This is a genomic window from Acinetobacter sp. YH12068_T (genome assembly GCF_024606005.1).
GTDB lineage: Bacteria > Pseudomonadota > Gammaproteobacteria > Pseudomonadales > Moraxellaceae > Acinetobacter > Acinetobacter amyesii.
Map to the genome: position 1 here is coordinate 2,739,996 of NZ_CP094555.1, position 23,448 is coordinate 2,763,443.

Consider the following 23,448-nt stretch of genomic DNA (forward strand, 5'->3'; position numbering starts at 1 on the left):
AATAATGATGCAAATGACCTTAACTAAACTTGCAAGTGCCTTCATTCTCGGAAGTAGCTTAGTCGGCTGTGCCGCTGTGGTTAAGACCCCGTATGAAGCTCCTGCAACACAAATCCCGACGCAATTTCAAAATGCGAAAGCCATGAGTCAGCAAGTACATGCAGATACTTATGCTGACCAATGGTGGACATTGTTTAATGATGCTCAATTAAACCAGTTGGTGAATCAAGTTTTAGCTGCCAATACAGACCTTGCTGTAGCAGGTATTAATTTACAGCAAGCTCGACTAAAAGCTGGTTTGGCTGAGAATCAGCAAGGGCCACGCGTTAGTTCAAGTGTTTCAACTGGACATAACTTTGACCTTAACTCAGGTGATGATTCCTCAAAAGGTGTATCACTCAGTGGTGGCGTCAGTTACGAAGTAGATTTATTTGGTCGTTTGGCTAGCCAGACTGAGGCCGCAAAATGGGAAGCTTTAGCAACTGAACAAGACCTGCAAGCCACTGCCCAAAGCTTGATTGCAACAACAGCAAACCTATATTGGCAACTTGGCTATTTAAATGAGCGCTACAGTATTGCGCAGCAAAATTTGGCTAGTACGCAAAAAATCTACGACTTGGTCAAGGTGCAATATAAAGCTGGAGCCGTATCAGGTTTAGATCTAACGCAAGCGGAACAATCTGTACAAAGTCAAAAAGCAACCTTAAGCCAAATTGCCCAACAAAAAGTGGAAACACGTACTGCATTGGCTGTGTTATTACATCAACCTGTGCAACAACTGGATATTTCAGAGCCGCAGCGTTTACCTCGAATTGCATTACCGACGATTGCAGCGGGTTTACCAGCCGAGTTGTTGTCTCGCCGTCCAGATTTACAAGCAAGCGAGTTAAGATTACGTAAAGCTTTGGCAAATAAAGATGCAACGAAAGCGAGTTACTACCCTTCAATTAGTTTGACTGGCAGTTTAGGCTCGAGTAGTACCTCTTTGAGTAATTTATTACAAAACCCTGCTTTGGCTTTGGGCGCAAGTTTAAGTTTACCTTTCTTGCAATATAACGATATGAAGAAAGACCTTGCGATTAGCGATTTAGATTATGAAAAATCTATTATTCAATATCGTCAGACCTTGTATCAGGCTTTTGCCGATGTGGAAAATGCGCTATCCAATCGTACTGAGTTAAGCCAACAAGTTGCATTACAAGAACGTAATGTACAGCTTGCAGAAAAGACTGAGCGTTTGACTGAAGTACGTTATCGAAATGGTGCAATTGCGTTGAAAAACTTGCTTGATGCACAGGAGACCACACGTAATGCGCGACTGTCTTTGGTTCAAACCAAACAGAGTCAATATAATGCTTATGTAACTTTAATGCAGGCGTTGGGTGGCAGTCCGATTAAGCAGTTACCTTAATTTATATTAAAAAAGCCCCTGAGGGGCTTTTTATTTATCCATCATTTTAAACATCGTAAATTCAAAATTATCTTTTGCGCTGACTTCCTCTGGGCGCTCTAAATCCATTTTGTTTTTTCGTACTACATCTTCATGCCAAACGGGCAATGGTTTGATATGCAGTAAAATTCTTCGTGCAACAAAGTTACACACATCAAATGGATAAGCAAATAAAGCTGGAACCCAATTATAATGATAAATGATTCGAAATGATTTCCATGTATCTCTCCAACTTTCTTTTGCACCCACGACCTTTTGACAATAGGTTAGTTGGGTAAACGGATCGATGGTACCATACATAGGATGCGGTTTCGGATAAAGCTCTTCTGGTCCTTTCATCATAAAATGACAAATAAAAGCCCATAAACCTTGGGTGCGGAATATTCCAATCATTGGAAAGCCAATCACAAAGGTATGTTTCAATATGCCGTCTTCAACGATATGTGCCCGAAGTTCTCGTAGAGGAATACCAGAAAGCCCAAAACTACTACCCATGATATAGACCACATCCGTCCATTTTTTTTCTATATATTCTTGATCATTAATATAGAAAAAAACTTTACCTGTTTTTCTATTAAAAAGAACAGGCTTACAAATAGGTTGTTTATGATCGTATTTAAAATATGGGCTAAGAAAAGCGTAGAGAATTAAAAAAATCATAAATACAGCAATTAACACAAATAAAGCTGTTTCAGCAAAATTAATATAATCATCAAAAAATGGAGATATCCCTAAATATAAAGCCAATAAAATAATTGGCAATGAGAGAAATAATGGGCTGATGGCCTTTCCAAGTCGTGCATAGGATTGATCAATTAGTTCAATAAAATCATCATTCATTTTTAAGATTGACCAATTATGACTTCTTTTAGAATCATTGTCTGTCGTCAGTAAAATATCTCCTTCTTCTAATTGAGAAAAAGGAACATCTTGTTTAAAAACATCATAGCCAAAGACATGTTTTTTGATTTTACTTTTCATTTTAATGATATACCGACTTTAGTCCCAACATTTGTTGCTGAATAGTATCAAACCTTTTAATACTCTGATCCGTTGATAATAAACATTTTCGTATCCATAATTTGATATCATTTTCCTTAACAAAATATGCAATTAAAGAGAGAACTATCCCCGCTATTAAAGCAAGCCATCCAAATGGATTAATGAAAAATAGCATTATACTTCCTAACATGACTAACCCACCACTCGCCATTAAAAAGCGACCATAACTTTTTTCACCATTATTTGCCGCACTCCAACCATTATAAACATCAAATCCACCAAAAATTAAACCTGCAAACAATCCAAAACCACGCCAAACCCAACCTTTAATAATACTTCTATTATCCGTGGTCAACTCTAAAATAAACGTATTTAAAGACTTTAAGCTTGCCTTCACTTTACTTGAACTATTCAGTAGCGCACCAAATGCCTCAACGATAGACATAGACAAACCCACAGTGGCAGCACTACGTCTGGCATTTTTTTCTACTGGCGCACTATCAAGGCTTGGGTTATCGAAAGTTGTTTTATATGCCCAATATTGTAAACCTACAATACCTGCTTTCATCACAAAAAATCTTAAAAATTCAGCTGTTGGTTTTTCTTCAATCGCATCTGGAGCAATACCAGAAACGCGTACTTCGTTATTTTTTGCTTTTAACAATTCTCCATGCTTGATGATAGCAGTCCTTAGTCCTGCGGGTAACTTATTCAGCACATCCTTATTCACTTCTAATTTTGGAATATCGATATATTTTTGTTTTTCAAACAACTTATATAACTGTTTCCATTCACTGTCTTTAATATAGGCTCCAATTTTATTATGTTGCCCTATCAAATTAAAATGCGAAGAATAATAGAGTCGCATTTTTGTATTAAAATCACTCAAGCTTTTAAAATGTACACGTTCATATTCAATATCGGAAAGTGTAAAAATCGAAATCATCATCGGTGCGATTGGGTTTATCTTTTGATTATTCGGTGGTTGTAATCCAGTGACATTTAAAAAACCTCTCGCAATATTACTCAATAAAGTATATTTAACATCTTCAGATTTTATTTTTGATAAATAACCATTAAATGCATTAATTAAATCTCCAAAAGGCTGGGTAGCTATTACGCCATTTAGATTTTCTGACAAAAGCTTATTGATTTTTGCGTTAGTTTTTTGCCTAATTTGATCTGAATTAAGCGCTAAAAAGTTTAAAAAATAATTATTATTGTCCTCTGTTTTGTATAAATATTTCCCCATATATTGATTCATTTGTGGACCAATTTTACAACTTTCTAGAATGTAATTCACACACTCACCTAATGTAAGACAATCAATTACATTATTTTTTTCAAAGTTAAATGCAAAATGATCTGACAAATAAGGCTTCGAAATAAACTCTAATCCAAATTGATCTAGAGCATCAGCTATAGCCGCTTGCTCATTCTTTTTTTGCTGTAAACTTTTTAAACTTTCTTCAAATTTTTGACTATTGATGTGTTGAATATATTTATTATTCCATTCCTCATTTTTTCGCGTTTGTTGTATCTTTTTTCTTTCCTTTTCTTCAGCTAAGAGTTGCTCTTCAGATTTTTCTGCATCCCATTTCTCCTGCATAAAATCTGATGGAATAACTCCATATGGGTTTAAAGCTAAATTCAATTCTTTAGCTTTTATTTGTTCTTGAATTTCATCAATATTATAATATGGATCATCATTTATACCGAAATTAGATTTCAATATTTCTAATGTATGTGCAGTTTTTTCTAAATCAGTATATGTAGAATCACTCATTAAGACATCTGCTATATTTGATCCAATGTCCATCACAATACCTACAGGATCATCAATAGTTACTAATGCACCAAACAACATTCTCATTTTTTTCTCGTCATTCAATGCAAGTTTTAATTCTTCCTCCGTATAACTTTGAAAAATACTTTTTGTATGTGCTGGGTTATTTTCTTTTTCTTCCACATTTACATTTGACAAACTGATCGATGAAGATAACAACACAGATTTTAATTGATCATTTTTTTTCTCAATATAGTCACTTGAACTTAATTCACCTGAATCTGGATCTGGCATCTCATTTAAAATATATTCTAAATCCTTACCTGCCAAATATGATAAAGCCGATTTAATATCCTGTATGTTTTTTGATACATTACCCGCAACAGTATTAATATTTAAATAACTTACTTTTTCATCTACTTCATCTTTATTAATTTCACTTAATTTATCTACGCAAAAACTTGTAATACCGGAACTAATTGGGAAAACACCTTGTTTTTCCATACCATTTAAAAAATCTGGCACATTAAATACATTCATATTTTTTTTATAATTTTTACTATTTTTTTCTCTTGTTTTCTTAGACCATTGTGATTCCGAGTATTTAAAATAAACATTAGAAGCATCTAATGCTTTTGGTACCACTATCGTGAGTGATTCCGCTCTATGAGAAATAAGTGAACAAGGTTCATTTTGTTGTTTAATTTCACTTTTAAATTCACTATCCACTTTAAAAAAATTTAAATTATTTATTCGCTTTAAAAACCCCGAATCTGAAACTTCATACTCCTGCCAACCACTTATCCCCATATGTTCCATATAGACATATAAATATCCTTTCCTTAAAACACTACCTTTAAAACCATATCCTTTAACATTTTTATCACCATATATATTTTTATAAAAATTTTTGCTTTTCCCTGACACCGTAGTACTTATAGTTTCCATTTTTATTATATTATTTGGAAGATTAGTAGGCTTTTTTAATTCCGATGAAATTTCATCACTTTCAAAGCCATACATAATTTCTCTTATAACAGACCGCTCTTGTTCCAAATTATTTAAATTACTAATTTCAGATTTATCATCTAAATTTTTACTTAAAATATATCGATTTAAAAAAACTCTTAAACCTTGCTCTCTTTCACAGTATGGGCATTTATCAGTAGTCATACATCACCTTACTTCTTAAATCATTATCAAAAACTTTATATTCATCAAAAAAAATCATCCATTCTTTACTTGAAAGTAACTTACTCTCCGTCTCATAACCTTTTATTGAATTTTTCATTTTTCTAAAAAATCTAGTATTCACATACTCATCACCAAGCAATAGAGTGTGAAACACAATAGAAACTATATCCTTCTTGTTTTTTACATTATTTTTTTTACAAAATTTTATATAAAAAAATATTTTAGTTATTTTCTCAATATACCTTTCAAATCCAATATCTTCATTCAATAAAATCAAAACATTGTTACACATACTAACTTCATCTACAAACGCAAAATCTATAGAAGATGTTACAGCATTTTTAGCTTTATTCTCAAAGAAAAAATAATCCCCCATAAAACCAATTTTTATATTTCTAAAATACTTATTGATTTCAAAAAAGTCTGTTGATTCAAAAAAATTTAATAACATCCACACACGTGGATCATAATAACGATATAAATATTTTTTTTCATTCCTAACATAAACCAATATGTTTTTTAAATGATTAAAAATATCGGGCTCTCTAGTGGGAATACTTTTAAACATAAACAAAAAAAATGGATTAATACCTTGTTTTACTTTCACCTTATCAGACTCTTTTATTTTATTATAAAAAACAGAATCCAACTGATTTATTCTCAATAAATAAGGAAAAGAGTTTTCAGTTTTTTTTGCATAATCTGGTGCAAGTGAAATTAATTTATCCTTTACATCTGAAAAATAATCGGCATTTAAGTTAAGATCAATTATTGCATAATCAAATTCAATTTCGTCCATGGGTTCATATGAATTTAAAAACATTAACCCAACTCCACCGCTGCATCACCTTTTGCTGCAGCACCGGCAACCCTCATTTTACAAATAGGTAACTGAGGTATTTCTTTAATAATTTTTTGACCAGGTATGAATTTATGCTGCCCCGCTTTCGCCTCAAATTTTCCACTTGTGGTTGGAAATACACCTGAAGCATTTAGTTTGATCTGCGAACCACCCGCAGTTAAATTAATCTCTTTAGGGCTGGTGATATATACCGTATCTTCGGTTGAAATAATCTGAATGCCCTTACGTGCAATCAGATCCAAGCCATCGCACTGTGCCTTAATTTCAACTTTTCCTTTGCCAGCAAATGCACGTAAACCATCTTGTGCTGCAAATAAACTGATTTTTTTACCTGCATGGCCAATTAAGGATTTTTGTGTGGAAATATTCATACTATCGCCTGCAGTTTGGCTGATTTGACCATTTGCAGATACATGCATATCTTCATTACTGCTTAAAGCAATCGAATTGGGTGAGGCCAAGACCATAATGGCCGATTTAAACTCGGCAGCTTTTTGCTGATCATCCTGACTTAACACCTTAATAAAGGCTTGAAGACTCTCCAATACTTCAAGCGGGTCGGTCTGTTGGTTTTTCGCTACATCACTCAGCCCTTTAGCATTATTCAATGCGCTTTCAATTTGAGTATGGGCTTCATTGCTCGCTAAATGCACCCCACCTGCCTGTGCTTGCTGATGTGTCGACACCAACAAACCTTGTCCAGCTCGTACTGCCCCCCATTGATCGGTCCGCAGCTCAAAACCTTCACCCCGACTTTCACTCTCAGCCTTTTCTTTAGGATGACTTAAATGACCTAAATTCAGTTGTGTTGCACCATGGCTACTTTGCAACTGCGTACTAATTTGTCCCGTGGTGTCATCAAAGCGTAATTGACCAAATCCCTCTCCCGCCACTTCTTTAGAACGAATTCCCGCGAGTTTTTTGGTATCTGGTAATTGTCCTTTATTGTCAAATTTAGTGGGACTACGCTGCGCTTCATGAATACGACCCACGACAAAAGGTCGGTCAATGTTGCCATCAAAGAAATCAACGACAACTATTTCACCAACTCGAGGTAAGAAGCGCGCTCCATAGCCTTCGCCGGCCCAAGGGGTCAGTACATCGACCCAAGCCGAGTCTGTGTCATTATTGTTCGCACCTGCACCGCCATCATGACCATGATCATCGGAACGGGTAAATAGGAAACGGACTTTTATCCGTCCCCATTCATCCACATGGATTTCTTCACCAGCAGGACCCACAACTTTAGCACGCTGTGGATGTGTTACTGGTCGATGTGTGAGCGGATTAAATTCAGGGACGGTCGTTATATTTCGACGTTGCAAAGCCAAGGTATTGGCTTGGCGTTCATCCGCCTCGCTTTGTTTGACTTGCCACTGACTTTGATGGATCAGTTGTGTAACTTGATCGGTTAAGTCTTTGGGTAAATTATTTTGGTTATAAAAAGACTTGGATAAAATCAAAAATTCTTGATCGGCACCACGATGCTGGTCAATCTCTGGATGCTCATCCAATTTGAACCAGTAACCAACTTGTGTATCACGCACGGTACTTTTAGCAATAAATTGTTTGGCTTGAGCCGCATAATAATCACTAAAATTTTGATTGAGACGTTCAACTTGAGCACTATTAGAAGCTGTTGCAGCATCTTCACCATTCAGATCTTGTATCCAGGCAGGGCTCACATGCCATGCCTGCTCTAAACTTAAGCTCGCATTATTTTGATTTTGACTATGTAGATGCTTGCTTTGTACTGCACCACCACCCTCGTCCTGTTCAAGCACATCCGCTTGCCATCGTTGTACATGTACCGACGTTGGTTGCAGACTGCGCTGACCGATAAAACTGGTCATACTGTCATTTTTTTCAGTCGCACTACTGCGATGAAAACGGATATTACGTCGCTCCAAAGCTTGATATTGACTATTATTATCAATCAAACGTAGCTTTTGAGCTGCTATGGGTGTCACAGACGATGTTACAAAAGATTGAGCTTCATCAACCAACCAATGAATGCCTTCACTGCGTAGTAAGCGAGTAATAAAATCATAGTCGGTTTCATTACTTTGCATCATGAATGGTCGAACGTCATACTCTTTTTTTAAGCCACTTAAGTCCAAACTTAAGCTCGCTGCAAAAAGTGGGCTCTTTTTTTGCCATTCCTTAAAAATAATCTCGACCACATCTTTGACCGATTTATTCATAAACACACGGCTATTACGACGCTTATGCCATAGTGCTGTTGCATCTTCTAAGGTCAACTTATATAGCGTTAATGCACCATCACTTTGGCCTTGAAATGCTTCTGTAATGATCCCGGTAATACGGAAAAGTTGTCCAGCATCGGTCACCTGATCGATTGCGACTTGCGTGCCAATAAATTGTTTCAGTTCGAGCGTGGCAGAAGTTGAGAGACAGATGAGCTGAACATTCAAACCTTCACTTAAGGCATGTTCCCCATCAATACGTTGCAAGAATACTTGTTCATTCAGCGTGGTATTGGAAAATTGAATATGCAAGGCACGTTTTTGTGGACTAATGCCCAATTTCTCAAGTGCAGAATAAATATTGTTCAGCATCGTTATTATCTAAAATCAGATTTTTATAAAATATGCGGGGTATTTAATCAAAAAAACTCATATTTTTCTAGGCATAAACTGCCTGCTTTGTTGGGTTTTATGTAAGTAAAAATTCAAATTTTCACATCAATTCTTTATGTTATTTTTACTCTATTTATTTCTGCATTAAAAAAATATAGAGACCATCAAACTAAACTTCAGGTCTCTTCATACCACCTTACTGCCTTGCATCACGATTAATTGGCATTTAAAAATGCGTGAATATTCTCCAATTGTTCTTGTGCTTCGACATAGCCTTGCAAGGCCGCTTTTTCCAAATATTGCTGTGCAATTTTAAGATCACGCTCTACGCCCATGCCATGAATATATAAATAGCCCAATCGCGTTAACGCCGCAGCATTCATCCCCTGAGCCGCTTGTGCATAATAGCTATGTGCTTGGGTTAAATCTTGCTGTACACCTAAACCATGTTCTGACATTTCACCAAGCTGGTACAAGGCAGTCACATTTCCTAATCCCGCCGCTTGCGACAAATACTGCAACGCTTGTTGGAAATCTTGTGTTCCCCATTGTCCTTTTAAATTAACTAGACCTAGTTGCGTAAGTGCATCAGGATGGCCTAATTTCGCCGCCTTCAACAATGCTCGCTGGGTTTGAGCTTCATCAAACTGTAGATCAGGCAAGATATTGTCCACGGCTAAACGGTAGAGATACCAAGCAGCATCCTGCGAACCTTGTTCTGCGGCTTTTTCCAGATAACTCAGACACTGATCACGATGTGGTAAAGGATATTCTGGCAATGCATAAAAACGTCCAATCACATAATTCTGATCGGCGACACAAGTAATGGACATATCATTTAAGTGTCTTGCCGCTTCAACTAAAAGTTGCTGCGCTTGCTTGATATTTCGCTCAACACCGACCCCATGTAGATTGCATAGGGCCAAACCAACTTGGTTAATGAATAATGGTTTGAATTGATACGCTGTTTGATATAACTCAAATGCTTTTTGCGGATCATCACGAACCAAATACTTTTCAAAATACAGTGCGGCAATAAGACTAATCGCTTCAGCATCTTTAAGTTGAGCAGCTTCGGTCAGAAAGCGAAAACCTAAAGTTTCCTGCTTCTCCAAGTACCAACCATGAAAATGTGCAATACCTAATAATCGGCTGGCTGCAGCAACTTTGTGCTCTTTGGCCTGCTGCAAAAGATCATGATAAACCCGCTGACGCTGATCGACATCGATTCTACCCATCAATACTGCTTGATAATATTCATACAACTGCTGCTGGTGCCCGAGTAGCAATCCTCGCTTTAAATATTGCAATGACTTTTTATCATTTTGCGCAAGATACTTTCCTTGAGCATAGAACTGCTGCAATTGCTGAATAGCCGCCATATGATCTTGTTGGGCAGCTTTCAGTAAATATTCCAATCCCAGAGCAATATTTGGCGTGGCTTGTTTTAAATAGAACTGTGCCAATTGATACTGTGAATTGGCATGTCCATTGTCCGCATTTTTTTGCAACAAATCTAAATGTTGCTGCTCGGCATGTGTCTGATCTTCTGGATTTAATTCGGCGAGTCGATATTGCGCATCCAAATGACCGCGTGAAATCGCATGTCGATACCAATACTGCGCTTTTTCAAGATTGGGTACACCGCCATAGATACCTTCTTCAACTTGCCCCAATACATATGCAGCATCATCGCTGCCTAAACTATTGGCTTTTTCCAATAAAGCCAGCGCATTTTCCACACTGACTTCTCGGCCTAAACCTTGTAAATGCATCTGTCCCATAGCGACATAGGCCTGTGGAATTTCATGCTGTTTGGCCAAATTTTGATACAACTCATAGGCACGCGCATAGTCGGTTGGTGCATCAAGCATTAAACGTTCTGCAAATTTCAGCTGTGCATCTAATTGGTCTATCCACAAGTCATGCCCAACCGCTTTAGCCTGATCGCGTTTTACTGGATCGGGTCTTTTCCACATCCAAAACGCAAGTGCTCCCATCCCCAAAATTAGTATCAGTAAAAACCACATACTCGCCCCAAAAAATCAATATTTTAATTATTCCAACATTGTGTCTGATTTTAATTCTATATACAAAAAAAGCACCGAATTCGGTGCTTTATTTTTTTCAAAATGAGATAGCTGTCATGCTTTTGCTCGTTTTGCATCAAGTTTTTTGAGCACCTCTGACACAGCCACCATCGCAAAGCTGGACGTCACCACTACTGCTGAACCATATCCACCACAGCGTAGCCCTGCACTTGGACAAACATCAGCACTGGAAAATGGATTATCAATCGAATAAACACAGGTAATCCCAAACTTTTCTTTCGGCTTTTTACAAATGCCTTTGCCGCGTAATTGTGTGCGCAATTTGGCTAACATCGGGTCTTGCTCTGTTCTTGATAAATCTGCGACTCGGATTTTCAGCGGATCAAGTTTACCCCCTGCTCCACCGGAAACGATCAACGGAATTTTATTAAAACGGCAATGTAGCATTAAGGCAAATTTGGCCTTCACGTCATCAATACAATCTAAAATTAGGTCAGGAGCACCTGCCAAAATTTCTTTGACATTTTCAGGCGTGAGATAATCATCAATCAAATTTATTTTGATTCTGGGATTGATCGCACGGCAGCGCTCTGCCATCACTTCAATTTTTTCATGTCCCAGTGTCGTACTCATGGCAGGCAATTGTCGATTAATATTCGATGCAGCAACTACATCCATATCGACCAAGGTTAGCTCACCAATACCTGTACGCGCTAAAGCTTCGACCGCCCATGAGCCTACTCCACCGATCCCAATCACCATGACATGACTTTTTTCATAATGATGAAAACTTTCATCACTATATATTTTGGCTACGCCAGCAAAACGGCGGTCATATTCATCATCTTGGAGCAGTTCAGTCATAGGTTTGGAGGCTGTGTTAAATGAGCCGCCATTTTAGCAAATTCACTGCTTTTTTTCTTTGATAAAACGCAATTCAGCAGTCAGCGCAACAGAGCGGCATTCACATCAGGTCTAAATCCATCAAAATAAACATTTACAGCGAACGGAGATCTGCTTTAAAAAGTATAACCATAGATCTAAAACTCAAGTGTGTATTGCCATGGACATCCATCCTCTGCCAAATAATTTAAAAATTACCGATGACAAAAATGAAATGGATTTAGACACCGTGCATCGCTTTTTAAGCCATACCTATTGGTCAAAAGATATTCCAAAACATGTGGTGAAAAAAGCGATTGAAAACTCTTTGGCCGTGGCCTTACTTCTCGATGATGAACTCATCGGTTTTGGTCGTGCTATTACGGATTATGCAACTTTTGCTTATTTAGCCGATATTTATGTCGCCGATGAGCATCGAGGCAAAGGCTATTCAAAATTAATTGTGAGTACTTTATTTGAAAAATGTGGCGCCGCAGATCTAAGACGCATGTTACTTGCAACGGCGGATGCACATGGTTTATATCGTCAATTTGGCTTCACTGATTTAGCTCAGCCTGCAAGTTTTCTCGAGATTCATCAAGCCAACATCTATCAACGATAGAGAAAATATCTTGGATAAAAAAAAAGAGGCTTTCGCCTCTTTTTCGATCTTACAACCTTAGTCTTTATTCATAATAAAGAAATATTCACGGTAGTATTTGAGCTCTGCAATCGAGTCACGGATATCATCCATTGCTAAATGCGAGGCATTTTTCTTCAAGCCCCCCATGATCTCTGGGCGCCAGCGTTTCGCCAATTCTTTCACTGATGATACATCGAGATTACGGTAGTGGAAGTATTGTTCCATTTCAGGCATTAAACGATGCAAGAAACGACGATCTTGGCAAATTGAGTTACCACACATTGGTGATGATTTTGGATTCACCCATTTTTTCAAAAATTCTAAAGTTTGCTGTTCAGCATCTTGTGCTGTCAATTTACTACGACGTACACGTTCGATTAGGCCTGATTGACCATGTTGGCGAGTATTCCATTCATCCATTGCATTGAGCACACGGTCAGACTGATGTACCGCAAGCACAGGCCCTTCCGCCAGAATATTTAAATTATCATCCGTCACAATTGTTGCAACTTCAATAATCTGGTCGTTATCTGTATCTAGACCTGTCATTTCAAGGTCAATCCAAATCAGGCGTGTATCAGGTGTGCTGCTCATAAATGTGCAATCTTATTAGGCTGTAAAAATGAACATAGTAGCAAATTTATTGGGCTTGCGCTGTAAATAGACCCTGCTTTCATGCTATTTTTGCCATCTAGTTTTCACGGTTTTTTAGGATATGAATGGCTTTAATTCGTAAGCGCCGACTGACTGAACAGCAGCAACGTCGCATTCAGAAGCAACATAAATCTCGTCAGGAAGAAATCGATACTTCTGCAGATTTGGAAGGTTTGGTCGTCCAACATTATGGTCGTCAACTTGAAGTTCAAGCGCTGTCTACACCCGACCAACATCCTGAAAAACCTATTGTGCAAGCTGGTGAACCTGAACCACATTGGAAACCCATCGAATTAGGCAGTGTTTGGCGCTGCCATACCCGTACCAATCTCGAATTATTGGTGACGGGTGACCGTGTCAAATGGCAAGCTGACCCGATCACAGGTTTAGGGATTATTACCGCGATTCATCCACGCCAATCTTTACTAACACGCCCTGACCGTTATCACAAAGTGAAACCTGTCGCAGCCAATGTCAGCCTGATTGTGATTGTATTTGCACCACTTCCTGAGCCAGCGCCAGGTCTGATTGACCGCTATTTGGTGGCCTGTGCAGATGCCGATATTCCAGCATTATTGGTCTTAAATAAATCCGACTTGCTTAAAGACAACGATCCGATCTTAACGCTATTACAAGAATATCGTGACTTGGGCTATGAGGTCATGCAAACCCAATCTGATGGTGACTTAAGCGCACTTTCTGCTCGACTTTCTGGTGAAACTGTCGCATTTGTAGGTCAGTCTGGGGTTGGTAAGAGCACTTTAATTAATGCCATTGTTCCGGATGCTGCGCAAAAAACCAATATTATTTCGGAAAACTCCGCGCTCGGTCAGCACACCACCACCTCTACGCGCTTAATTGCGTTTGGTGAAGGTTCTGCATTGATTGATTCACCAGGAATCCGTGAATTTGGTTTATGGCACCTAGAATTGGAAAAAGTTCAGCAAGGTTTCCCTGAGATCGAATCACATTTGGGTTATTGTCAGTTCCGTAACTGTACGCATAAACATGAAAAGCAATGTGCACTTAGAATGGCGGCTCAAAATGGCGAAATTTTACCGCGCCGATTAGACAGTTATTTACGTCTGATCGACGAAATCACGGAAGCGCAGCAAAAAAATTAATTTTTATTCTGTTCATGCCCTTGAAGGGGTGATTTTGATCACCATATTTATGGGCTATACTCTTGGCAATTTAAAATTGTAGTTAGGTGAATTGTGGAACGTTGGTTCGAATTTATGGGGAATCACCCCTTCTTATTTGGAACGCTGGCTGTATTGGTCGTGCTGTTCTTTATTCTTGAAGGCCAGCGTAATGGTCGCAAAATTTCACCTCAATCTTTAGGGATTTTAGTTAAAGCTAAAAATGCTCAATTGATTGACTTACGTGATGCGAAAGACTTCCGCGAAGGTCATATTAGCGGTAGCCGTAATATTCCATATAGCCAAATTACAAAACATATTGAAGAGTTAAAAACTTCTGATCGCCCGTTGGTTTTTGTATGTAACCTTGGTCAAGTGGCAGGTTCTGCATTGCAACAAGTCGGTCATGCAGATGCATACCGTTTAGACGGCGGCATTAGCAACTGGAAAGCTCAGGGCTTACCTCTAGTTAAAAGCAAATAAGCGCTTCTTAGGAGATTAACATGGCTGAAGTTACGATTTATTCAACAACTGTATGTCCTTACTGCATTCGTGCAAAACAGCTCCTAGAGCGTAAAGGCGTGGCTTATAAAGAAATTAATTTATCAAATGAAGCGCCTGAAGTACGTGTTGAATTGATGCAACGCACCAACCACCGTACCGTTCCTCAAATTTTTATTAATGATCAGTTTATTGGCGGTTTTGACCAACTTTATGCTTTAGAGCGTGAAGGCAAACTCGACGGCATGCTATCTTAATTTTAAACATAAATCGTCACCTCATATTAAGGAATAAACAATGAGTGAAGAACAACAAGCTCAACCACAATTGGCATTAGAGCGTATTTATACTAAAGATATTTCTTTCGAAGTACCTGGGGCTCAAGTATTTACTAAAGAATGGCAGCCTGAACTAAATATCAATCTTTCTTCTTCTGCAGAAAAAGTTGATCCAACACACTTCGAAGTTTCACTGAAAGTTGTCGTTCAAGCGAACAATGCCGGTGACACTGCATTTATCGTTGACGTTACTCAAGCAGGTATCTTCCTAATCGATAGCGTTGAAGAAGAACGTCTTCCTTACATTCTTGGTGCTTACTGCCCAAATATCTTGTTCCCATTCCTACGTGAAGCTGTGAACGATATGGTTACTAAAGGCAGCTTCCCACAATTATTGCTTACACCAATTAACTTCGATGCTGAATTCGAAGCGAATTTGCAACGTGCGCAAACTGCTGCTGAAGGCCAAGCTTAATCGCTTATCTTCAAATCTAAAAAAGACCGCTTTTGCGGTCTTTTTTATTGCTTTTTAGCTTCCCCCCCCTTTACTAAAAGGGGATATGAGGGGGATTTACTTCTACTTAACAAAATCCCTCCCACCCTCCCTTTTAAAAAGGGAGGAGCAAATTACTCAGCATCCATCATTAAGTCAGCGCTCATACCTACAGTATTAAAGCCTGCATCAACATACAAAATTTCACCTGTAATACCATTTGCCCAAGGTGAGCAAAGGAACAATGCTGCATTACCGACATCTTCAATGGTGACATTGCGTTTAAGCGGTGCAACTTTTTCATTTAGGTCTAACATTTTACGGAAAGATTTAATCCCTGAAGCCGCTAAGGTACGAATCGGACCTGCTGAAATCGCATTTACACGAATACCTTCAGCACCAAGACTTGTAGCCAAATAACGTACGCCTGCTTCTAGTGACGCTTTTGCCATACCCATAACGTTATAGTTTGGCATTACGCGTTCAGAACCTTGGTAAGTCAGCGTCAATAAGCAACCTTGACGTGCAGCCAATAAAGGTTTTGCCGCACGAGCCATCGCAATAAAGCTATATGCGCTGATGTCGTGAGCAATTTTAAACCCTTCACGGTCGGTAATATCAGTGAAATCGCCATCTAAAGTATGTGCCGGTGCAAAACCAATTGAATGCACAACACCATCTAGACCATCCCAATGTTTAGCAAGTTCAGCAAAAGCGGTATCAATTTCAGCGTCCACTGCGACATCACATGGGAAAACTAAAGTTGAACCAAATTGTTCAGCAAAATCATCTACACGTTTTTTTAATTTTTCGTTTGGATAAGTAAAAGCCAGTTCTGCACCTTCGCGATGTAAAGCTTGCGCAATACCAAATGCGATTGATAACTTACTTGCAATACCCGCAATTAAAAAGCGTTTGCCAGCCAATAGTCCTTGTGCCATGTGAAACTCACTCAAAATAATTTAACAGCATAATGCCAAGTCTAAAGCATTTTAGAAATTGCATAATGCGCCTTTTTTTAGAAAACCATCATTGCATGCATAATGCGAATAAAAACCAGATTCAATCAAGCGGCGTCATATTTGTTGGCCCTTAAGCGTCCAGATGCAATGCTTGTAATGAATTTTTCCATAATATATCTGCAATCTCAGATTCAGTACGGTTTAAGCTCTGAGCCAAACCCTGCAATACATAGGGCAAATTAACAGGCGTATTGCGAGTACGCCCTTCTGTCGAATGCTGACAACATAAGGGGGTCATATCTGGACAGTCAGTTTCTAAGACCAAATGTGCCGCCCCTAAAGTCTGAACCACTTGCTGTAATTTTTTTGCATTGGGATTGGTGATTTGCCCTGTTACACCAATTTTAAAACCTAGCTTGGTAAATGCCTTCGCTTCTTCAACACCACCACTAAATGCATGTGCAATACCACCGAGCTTAAATTGATGCTTTTTCAACATCGAAAGTACCTCCGCATGGGATTTGCGAATATGCAGCAAAATAGGTTTATCAAACTGCTGTGCTAACTCAAGTTGTGCGGAAAAATACTGCTGCTGCTTTTGAAAAAGTTCAGGCTGCTTATACTGTTTCAAAAAGGTATCTAAACCTATTTCACCGATAGCGACACAATCATGCTGCTTTAGCAGCTGTTCCACATCGAACAAATGTTCTGTACGATGTTGCTCAATATAAAACGGATGTAAGCCGGGAGCTAAATAGCTTTTTGGAACATTGGATAAACGAGCTAAAAACTCTTGGGTATGCAGCAAATCTTGAAAACGTGACTGTACAAAACCAATCAATACTAACGCATCGACACCCGCCTGTTTGGCAGCATACGCCAACTGTTCCCGATCAGCGTCAAAATCGGGAACATCAAAATGCGTATGCGTATCAAACAATGAGTAAGTCATTGAACTAATTAATTTGCTTTTGCGGCTGAGGCTTCAACAGCTTCAACTGGAGGTAGATATTGCTTTTTCAATACACTTTGCAATTGATCATACGGAATGGTCAAACGTGGTAAACCCACCACATACGGCCCAATTTCATATTCGGCATATTGCAAAATTAAACCTTGCTGACTCAGATAAAAATTATCAGACAGTTTAAATTTCCAAATCTGTTCGTATTCTTGAATATTGTCTGCCAACTTGGCATCTTTCACCCAAGTTTTAAATACTTCATAGCCCCGCTTTTCAAGCTCAGCACGTTGATTTGGCAATAATATGTCGTTGAGCTGCACCAATTTTTGAGTGCTTAAATCGAAGTTATAATATTGCTGTGCAGAAGAACCATGCGCTCCACCTAAATATGAACTGGTATTTAAAACCACTGTTGCCAAGGGTTTTTCAGCATTCAATATTTTAGGTTTAATCATCAAACTGATTTGCTGATTGGCGCTTAAAGATTTCAACTCTTTATCTAAATTTAAGAACGCTTGCATGTAAGGCTGCGTGGCTTTTTCCAATTTTAATTTGGGCGTTTCAACCTTTGCCAAAGCAGATTTTGCTTCAGACGCTGCAGGAACTTCACTTGCAGCGGGAGCATCAGTACTCAGCGTTTTATCTTCTAAAGGCGATACAGATAGAATTTCACCTAACTGTTTTAGAATTTCCGCATCAATAAAGTCATCAATAAAGGCTTGATTACTGTTTAAGCGTTCAACTGAAATTTCAGGACAGACCCCGCCATCACATTCAGGTAAATTCAGTTGTAATTTTTCCGCATCACCAATCAGTTTTGCACTCAAATCTGGCTGTTCAGTTTTTGCTTGATCTGGCTTTTTTTCAGGTTCAGCTTGTTGTGGCTGACACGCCGTGAATGCAACAGAAACTGCCAATATTGAGCTTACCCAAATTTTATTTTTTTGCACCATTGCTTCAACCTTTCATTTCGAATAATTGATATTTATTTTGGTAAATATTTCATCAAATTAAATACTTTCGTTGATTAGAACATATGCTGATAAACGTCAGCTTTCAATACTTGTTGTGTTTGTGCTTTGCTGAGATAAATATCCAGTTGTTTACCATCTTTGACAATTTCATCAGTACGGTAATGCAAACCGACACCTTCTTGATCAAAGAACCAATCTGCTTGGCCCCAATAGAGTTTTTTCGGTGCCGATTTTTTGACATCCACCTCTTGTTCATCTAACCATTTGCTATAGGCTTGTTGCACAATAGCATCCATATTTTGCTGTTGCTTTGCATCAATAACATCTAAAGGTTTAAGATTCTTTTTCGCACGGCGGTCTGCCACAAAAAAATAATACCGCTCTTTGACCGTGATATTTTCCTGCTTGGTATCAACACCGATTTGCAGCAACACATATTGATTCCGTTGATAAGGAACTCGTGTGTACATGGCCAATTCGTAGGCTTTATTGGTTTTAAACTCTGCCTGCCAAGCATCTGATTTTTTCACATACGCATCGACGGCTTGTTGCAGATTCATATTTTGCTTTAATGCAATTTGATCTTGTACGACGCTGGCCTGATTCTTTTCAATCCAGCCATTCAACCATGTATCTACGGTCTGAATGGTTTGTATCTCTAAATCAATACAACTTTTATTTTCACAAAACGGTTTGGCAATTTTTGCTGCTTGCTCTTGGATATTTAAATAGGGCAAAACATCTGGATTGATCACGACCGCTTCAGAAGCGCCATCATCGGCCGGCTTTGTCGCTTTGTTTTCTTTTCCTGAATCACATGCACTGAGCAGCAAAACACTCCCCAAAAGTGCAAAAACTGTAGCATCCTTGAATTTTTTCATGATGTCCTAAACGACCAAATGATTGCGTAATGTATGGATTTAAAAACTCTACCACAAAATAAAACAGCTTCACGAAGAAGCTGTTTTATTTCTGTAAAAGAACAACTTAGTGTTCACGTGTATTACTGAACACAATATCCGGATAACGTTCTTGCATTAACTGTAAATTCACACGACTTGGTGCAAGATAAGTTAAATGACCACCGCCATCGACAGACAATTGGTCGTGTGCTTTTTTCTTAAATTCGTTGAATTTTTTCTCGTCATCACACGATACCCAACGTACGGTATTGATACTTACAGGCTCATAAATACAATCCACTTTGTATTCTTCTTTCAGACGATATGCCACCACTTCAAACTGAAGCACACCCACAGCACCCACGATTAAGTCATTACTGTTTTGCGGCATAAAGACCTGAGTCGCCCCTTCTTCTGAAAGTTCTTTTAAGCCTTTTTGTAGCTGTTTTGACTTCAAAGGATCTTTTAAACGCACGCGACGGAACATTTCAGGGGCGAAGTGAGGAATACCGGTAAAGTGTAAATCTTCACCCGAAGTGAAGGTATCGCCGATCTGAATCGTACCATGGTTATGCAAACCGATAATGTCGCCCGGCCATGCTTCTTCAAGGTGCTGACGGTCACCAGCAAGGAACGTTAAAGCATCACTAATACGCACATCTTTACCTAGACGCACATGTTTCATTTTTAAGCCTTTTTCATACTTACCTGAACAGATACGCATGAATGCAATACGGTCACGGTGTTTTGGATCCATATTGGCTTGAATTTTAAAGACGAAACCAGTGAAGCCTTCTTCAGTCGCTTCAACTTTCCGGTCTTGAGTTGGATGTGCTTTAGGTTCAGGCGCATATTGACTAAATGCATCCAAAACATGGTCTACACCAAAGTTACCGAGTGCCGTACCAAACAACACTGGCGTTTGACGACCTGCCAAAAATTCATCACGGTCTAAAGGTTCATTGGCCATTTGAACCAATTCCAATGATTCTTCAAATGCAGCCCAAGCGAGATCACCGACTTTTTCACGCAAATCTGCATAGTCATAGCCATCACGGACTTCAATATCCGTAATTGTTGAACCGAAACCTGCCTTATAAACGTAGAATTTTTCTTCGAGTAGGTTAAATACACCGGCAAAGTCACGACCTGTGCCCAGTGGCCAAGTAATCGGAACACATTTAATTTTTAAAACGTTTTCGATTTCATCAAGAAGTTCTAATGGCTCACGAATTTCACGGTCCATTTTGTTGACGAATGAAATAATCGGCGTGTCGCGCATACGACACACTTCCATCAATTTGATCGTACGGTCTTCGACACCTTTTGCACCATCAATCACCATAAGCGCAGAGTCAACAGCGGTTAATGTACGGTAGGTATCTTCAGAAAAGTCTTCATGCCCTGGGGTGTCGAGCAAGTTAATCATCTTGTCTTTAAACGGGAACTGCATAACAGAAGTGGTGATCGAAATACCACGTTCTTTTTCCATTTCCATCCAGTCAGACGTTGCCGCACGATCAGATTTACGGCTTTTTACCATACCTGCAACCTGAATCGCCTGTCCCCATAACAACAGTTTTTCTGTCATTGTGGTTTTACCGGCATCGGGGTGGGAAATAATAGCGAAAGTACGTCGCTGAGCGACCTGTGTCGCTAATTCTTCTTTAAAACTCATGAAAGACACCTACTGCAAAACTCGCAGTGCAAAAGATCAGATCTGATCAATATGGAAAATTGGCGATATTGTATCAGATTGACCATTAAAAATAATCAACCACATCGGGTTGAGTCAAAATCTTAGCGTGGTGTGTCTTGATGTTTTACATTGGATGACGACCTGTTTTTATCGACGATATAACGCATTTCTCTGTCTTTTTTTTCTCACTCATTGGCAATGCGATCAGACTACGAGGACTTTATTCAACTTTCATTTTCATACGTTCTTCAAGCTGTGCCACTGGCATCGGCATTCCTAACAAATATCCCTGCAACTGTTGGCAACCTAAACGTTTTAAAATTTCTGCTTGTTGTTCTGTCTCTACACCTTCTGCAGTGACCGTTAAACCCAGTCGAATTGCCAAGTGAATAATACTTTCTAAAATAATTTCTTCTTTAGAACCGACGCTCAAATTACGGATAAACTCACGGTCAATTTTCAGCTCATCTACAGGCAGTTCTTTTAAATACAAGAAACTTGAATGTCCCGTACCAAAGTCATCAATCGCAACTTTAATTCCCATCTTTCTCAAATGTTCAAAAGTTACGATACTGGCATCGATATGATGCATCGCAGTTGACTCGGTAATTTCAATAATTAAATGTGACGGGTTAATTTCATACCGTGCAAAAAGCGACTCTAAGGTACTAAATAAATGTTTATGTTCAAACTGAATCGCTGATAAATTGACCGCAATCGGATACAGCGGCATATTCAGCTTTTCCCAGTGCTGAATTTGCTTACAGGCTTCTTCAAGCGCCCAATAGCCCATGGCAATAATCAGTCCAGTTTTTTCTGCACCATTGATAAACTTATTTGGCGTCAGCATACCTAGAGTTGGATGATTCCAACGAATTAAGGCCTCAACCCCACAAATTTCACGATCAACGGCATTAAATTTTGGCTGATAAAATAAGATAAACTGTTGTTCTTCTACCGCTTTATATAAATCATTGATCAGTTTCGTCTGACTTTTTTCTTCAAATTGGTCGGCAGTATAATTAAAAAATGAATAGGTATTACGCCCCTGATACTTCGAACTCAGCATTGCGGTGTCTGCATTGATCAGTAGGTCTTGTAAGTTCGCACCATGTTCAGGGTACATCGCAATACCAATACTGCCTGAAATGTTAATTTCCTTACCTGCAATCAAAAAGCTTTCTTGCATCAATTCCAATATTTTTTCAGACATTGCTGTGGCAGAGTCATTGCTTGCCGACTCAAGCACAATCAGAAACTCGTCCCCACCGATTCGTAGCAATTTGGCTTTATCATTAATTAAACGGTGAATACGCGTAGCAATTTGAATCAGTAGTTGATCACCCACATGGTGTCCAAACACATCATTGACCGCTTTAAAACGGTCGATATCAATATAAATAAAAGCAATTTTATCTTGTCTTAAGCGATGCTCTGTAAATAGAAAATGTGCATATTCAGCCAAAAATAGTCGATTAGGTAAACGGGTCAAATTGTCCTGTACAGCTTGATTGGCTAGTTCTCGATTTGCGCGCATCAACTGCAAACTGCGATGTTCTAAACGTTGCTCAAGTACTGCAACGCTAAAGGCCGCCATCAACAATAAACTGGTGACAAATAAGACAATAAATAGCAATAAATTATGGTTAATTTGAGCCGCAACCAATACATCCATCGAGTTTAGCGGTACAAAATCAACAGCTGCCATACCAATATAATGCATAGCGACAATGCTAAAAGTCAGCATAACCGCAACAAAAGCATTCATGATGTTACGTTTTGGCGAGTATTTATTTTTAAACGTTAGCCAAAATGCCAAACACGAGCCACAGATCGCAACTAAAATTGAACAGATAACAATTAAAGGTTCGTATCGTTGCTCATAACCCTGAACGTCTAAACTCAGCATCCCCGTGTAATGCATTCCGGAAATGCCTAACCCCATTAAAACTGAGCCTAAAATTAAACGAGGAAATGGTAGCGTCAGTCGTGTGGTTAACCACACGGCAAAAGTGGACGCGACAAAGGCAATAAAATAGGATGTCAGAGTAAGACTGGTATCAAAACTATGATTTGAAGGTAAATGGCTGGCCATCATGCCTACAAAATGCATGCACCAAATCGCAGCACCTAAAATTGCACCGCTGAATAATAAAATGACATTTTCATATCTTGGTCGTGTTCCACGGAACAACATTTGTTCGAGTGAAACAGCTAAGTAACAACTTAATAATGCAACTACGATTGAACCAACGACCAGATTGTAATCATAATGAATATGGGTCATATCAAGCGTTCCGCTTAGGTTATCGTGGCACTTTCTTTAACCGAATTACCCAATCTATCTCTTCCCTTTAACTTGTTACATTTTCAATTACTTACTTATTTTCTCTTAGAATCTATTAGTCT

19 protein-coding genes are annotated in these 23,448 nt (G+C 38.7%); 6 read left to right on the plus strand and 13 right to left on the minus strand.

Annotated features, from left to right (window positions below):
- The first annotated feature begins 7 nt into the window (after window positions 1-7).
- Window positions 8-1,411: an efflux transporter outer membrane subunit gene (locus MST18_RS13085; RefSeq protein WP_180132671.1), complete on the plus strand. Its 1,404-nt coding sequence runs from the start codon at window positions 8-10 to the stop codon at window positions 1,409-1,411.
- Between the two features lie 30 nt (window positions 1,412-1,441).
- Here MST18_RS13085 and MST18_RS13090 read toward each other — a convergent pair whose 3' ends face one another.
- The 6 genes from MST18_RS13090 to MST18_RS13115 all read right to left on the minus strand — a co-directional run bounded on the left by MST18_RS13090 (window position 1,442) and on the right by MST18_RS13115 (window position 11,809).
- A complete protein-coding gene (locus MST18_RS13090) occupies window positions 1,442-2,431 on the minus strand; it encodes a hypothetical protein (protein WP_180132672.1) in 990 nt (329 codons plus the stop codon).
- A 1-nt stretch (window position 2,432) separates the two neighbouring features.
- Window positions 2,433-5,411 (minus strand): toxin VasX, encoded by a 2,979-nt coding sequence (locus tag MST18_RS13095; RefSeq protein ID WP_180132673.1) that lies wholly within the window; start codon window positions 5,409-5,411, stop codon window positions 2,433-2,435.
- On the minus strand, window positions 5,401-6,255 hold the full coding sequence (locus tag MST18_RS13100) for a hypothetical protein (RefSeq protein WP_180132674.1): 855 nt from the start codon (window positions 6,253-6,255) through the stop codon (window positions 5,401-5,403). Before MST18_RS13100 ends, MST18_RS13095 begins: the two co-directional genes overlap by 11 nt.
- Entirely contained in the window at window positions 6,255-8,873 is a 2,619-nt protein-coding gene (locus MST18_RS13105; RefSeq protein ID WP_180132675.1) for a type VI secretion system Vgr family protein, read from the minus strand. Before MST18_RS13105 ends, MST18_RS13100 begins: the two co-directional genes overlap by 1 nt.
- Window positions 8,874-9,109: 236 nt before the next feature.
- Window positions 9,110-10,924: a tetratricopeptide repeat protein gene (locus tag MST18_RS13110; protein ID WP_180132676.1), complete on the minus strand. Its 1,815-nt coding sequence runs from the start codon at window positions 10,922-10,924 to the stop codon at window positions 9,110-9,112.
- A 114-nt stretch (window positions 10,925-11,038) separates the two neighbouring features.
- Window positions 11,039-11,809 (minus strand): ThiF family adenylyltransferase, encoded by a 771-nt coding sequence (locus MST18_RS13115; RefSeq protein ID WP_180004537.1) that lies wholly within the window; start codon window positions 11,807-11,809, stop codon window positions 11,039-11,041.
- 199 nt (window positions 11,810-12,008) lie between these two features.
- On the opposite strand from MST18_RS13115, the gene MST18_RS13120 reads away from it, so the two are divergent.
- The gene (locus MST18_RS13120; protein WP_180128438.1) at window positions 12,009-12,449 is read left to right on the plus strand and encodes a GNAT family N-acetyltransferase; all 441 of its coding nucleotides are present in this window, start codon (window positions 12,009-12,011) and stop codon (window positions 12,447-12,449) included.
- Between the two features lie 57 nt (window positions 12,450-12,506).
- Here the strand turns inward: MST18_RS13120 and orn are convergent, their stop codons facing one another.
- Window positions 12,507-13,064, minus strand: coding sequence for an oligoribonuclease (gene orn, locus MST18_RS13125; protein ID WP_067763591.1), 558 nt, complete (start codon window positions 13,062-13,064; stop codon window positions 12,507-12,509).
- A gap of 125 nt (window positions 13,065-13,189) precedes the next feature.
- On the opposite strand from orn, the gene rsgA reads away from it, so the two are divergent.
- From rsgA to secB, 4 genes are all read left to right on the plus strand, one after another.
- Complete coding sequence (gene rsgA / locus MST18_RS13130; RefSeq protein ID WP_180004539.1) at window positions 13,190-14,248, plus strand: ribosome small subunit-dependent GTPase A; 1,059 nt, start codon at window positions 13,190-13,192, stop codon at window positions 14,246-14,248.
- 93 nt (window positions 14,249-14,341) lie between these two features.
- Window positions 14,342-14,749 (plus strand): rhodanese-like domain-containing protein, encoded by a 408-nt coding sequence (locus MST18_RS13135; RefSeq protein ID WP_078189639.1) that lies wholly within the window; start codon window positions 14,342-14,344, stop codon window positions 14,747-14,749.
- Between the two features lie 20 nt (window positions 14,750-14,769).
- A complete protein-coding gene (gene grxC, locus MST18_RS13140) occupies window positions 14,770-15,024 on the plus strand; it encodes a glutaredoxin 3 (protein WP_078189640.1) in 255 nt (84 codons plus the stop codon).
- A 40-nt stretch (window positions 15,025-15,064) separates the two neighbouring features.
- The gene (gene secB / locus MST18_RS13145) at window positions 15,065-15,520 is read left to right on the plus strand and encodes a protein-export chaperone SecB (RefSeq protein WP_078189641.1); all 456 of its coding nucleotides are present in this window, start codon (window positions 15,065-15,067) and stop codon (window positions 15,518-15,520) included.
- A 152-nt stretch (window positions 15,521-15,672) separates the two neighbouring features.
- On the opposite strand, the gene MST18_RS13150 is transcribed toward secB, so the two are convergent.
- The 6 genes from MST18_RS13150 to MST18_RS13175 form a co-directional block, all read right to left on the minus strand.
- The gene (locus MST18_RS13150) at window positions 15,673-16,479 is read right to left on the minus strand and encodes an enoyl-ACP reductase (RefSeq protein ID WP_180055657.1); all 807 of its coding nucleotides are present in this window, start codon (window positions 16,477-16,479) and stop codon (window positions 15,673-15,675) included.
- A 151-nt stretch (window positions 16,480-16,630) separates the two neighbouring features.
- On the minus strand, window positions 16,631-17,452 hold the full coding sequence (locus tag MST18_RS13155) for a TatD family hydrolase (protein ID WP_180132677.1): 822 nt from the start codon (window positions 17,450-17,452) through the stop codon (window positions 16,631-16,633).
- 8 nt (window positions 17,453-17,460) lie between these two features.
- Window positions 17,461-18,417, minus strand: a complete 957-nt coding sequence (locus MST18_RS13160; RefSeq protein WP_180132678.1) for an RsiV family protein — start codon at window positions 18,415-18,417, stop codon at window positions 17,461-17,463.
- A gap of 74 nt (window positions 18,418-18,491) precedes the next feature.
- Window positions 18,492-19,319 carry a hypothetical protein gene (locus MST18_RS13165; RefSeq protein WP_180132679.1) on the minus strand — a complete coding sequence of 276 codons (828 nt, stop codon included), beginning with the start codon at window positions 19,317-19,319 and terminating at the stop codon, window positions 18,492-18,494.
- A 106-nt stretch (window positions 19,320-19,425) separates the two neighbouring features.
- Window positions 19,426-21,018 carry a peptide chain release factor 3 gene (locus MST18_RS13170; protein ID WP_078192693.1) on the minus strand — a complete coding sequence of 531 codons (1,593 nt, stop codon included), beginning with the start codon at window positions 21,016-21,018 and terminating at the stop codon, window positions 19,426-19,428.
- Between the two features lie 241 nt (window positions 21,019-21,259).
- Entirely contained in the window at window positions 21,260-23,326 is a 2,067-nt protein-coding gene (locus MST18_RS13175; protein ID WP_180132680.1) for an EAL domain-containing protein, read from the minus strand.
- Between the last annotated feature and the right edge of the window lie 122 nt (window positions 23,327-23,448).

Excerpts from the sequence above, each read along its gene's own strand:
- MST18_RS13155 (WP_180132677.1), bottom strand. The coding sequence starts at position 17,452 with ATGACTTACTCATTGTTTGATACGCATACGCATTTTGATGTTCCCGAT.
- secB (WP_078189641.1), top strand. The coding sequence starts at position 15,065 with ATGAGTGAAGAACAACAAGCTCAACCACAATTGGCATTAGAGCGTATT.
- MST18_RS13150 (WP_180055657.1), bottom strand. The coding sequence starts at position 16,479 with ATGGCACAAGGACTATTGGCTGGCAAACGCTTTTTAATTGCGGGTATT.
- orn (WP_067763591.1), bottom strand. The coding sequence starts at position 13,064 with ATGAGCAGCACACCTGATACACGCCTGATTTGGATTGACCTTGAAATG.
- grxC (WP_078189640.1), top strand. The coding sequence starts at position 14,770 with ATGGCTGAAGTTACGATTTATTCAACAACTGTATGTCCTTACTGCATT.
- MST18_RS13170 (WP_078192693.1), bottom strand. The coding sequence starts at position 21,018 with ATGAGTTTTAAAGAAGAATTAGCGACACAGGTCGCTCAGCGACGTACT.
- MST18_RS13175 (WP_180132680.1), bottom strand. The coding sequence starts at position 23,326 with ATGACCCATATTCATTATGATTACAATCTGGTCGTTGGTTCAATCGTA.
- MST18_RS13110 (WP_180132676.1), bottom strand. The coding sequence starts at position 10,924 with ATGTGGTTTTTACTGATACTAATTTTGGGGATGGGAGCACTTGCGTTT.
- MST18_RS13120 (WP_180128438.1), top strand. The coding sequence starts at position 12,009 with ATGGACATCCATCCTCTGCCAAATAATTTAAAAATTACCGATGACAAA.
- MST18_RS13085 (WP_180132671.1), top strand. The coding sequence starts at position 8 with ATGCAAATGACCTTAACTAAACTTGCAAGTGCCTTCATTCTCGGAAGT.
- rsgA (WP_180004539.1), top strand. The coding sequence starts at position 13,190 with ATGGCTTTAATTCGTAAGCGCCGACTGACTGAACAGCAGCAACGTCGC.
- MST18_RS13100 (WP_180132674.1), bottom strand. The coding sequence starts at position 6,255 with ATGTTTTTAAATTCATATGAACCCATGGACGAAATTGAATTTGATTAT.
- MST18_RS13115 (WP_180004537.1), bottom strand. The coding sequence starts at position 11,809 with ATGACTGAACTGCTCCAAGATGATGAATATGACCGCCGTTTTGCTGGC.
- MST18_RS13165 (WP_180132679.1), bottom strand. The coding sequence starts at position 19,319 with ATGAAAAAATTCAAGGATGCTACAGTTTTTGCACTTTTGGGGAGTGTT.
- MST18_RS13090 (WP_180132672.1), bottom strand. The coding sequence starts at position 2,431 with ATGAAAAGTAAAATCAAAAAACATGTCTTTGGCTATGATGTTTTTAAA.
- MST18_RS13160 (WP_180132678.1), bottom strand. The coding sequence starts at position 18,417 with ATGGTGCAAAAAAATAAAATTTGGGTAAGCTCAATATTGGCAGTTTCT.
- MST18_RS13105 (WP_180132675.1), bottom strand. The coding sequence starts at position 8,873 with ATGCTGAACAATATTTATTCTGCACTTGAGAAATTGGGCATTAGTCCA.
- MST18_RS13095 (WP_180132673.1), bottom strand. The coding sequence starts at position 5,411 with ATGACTACTGATAAATGCCCATACTGTGAAAGAGAGCAAGGTTTAAGA.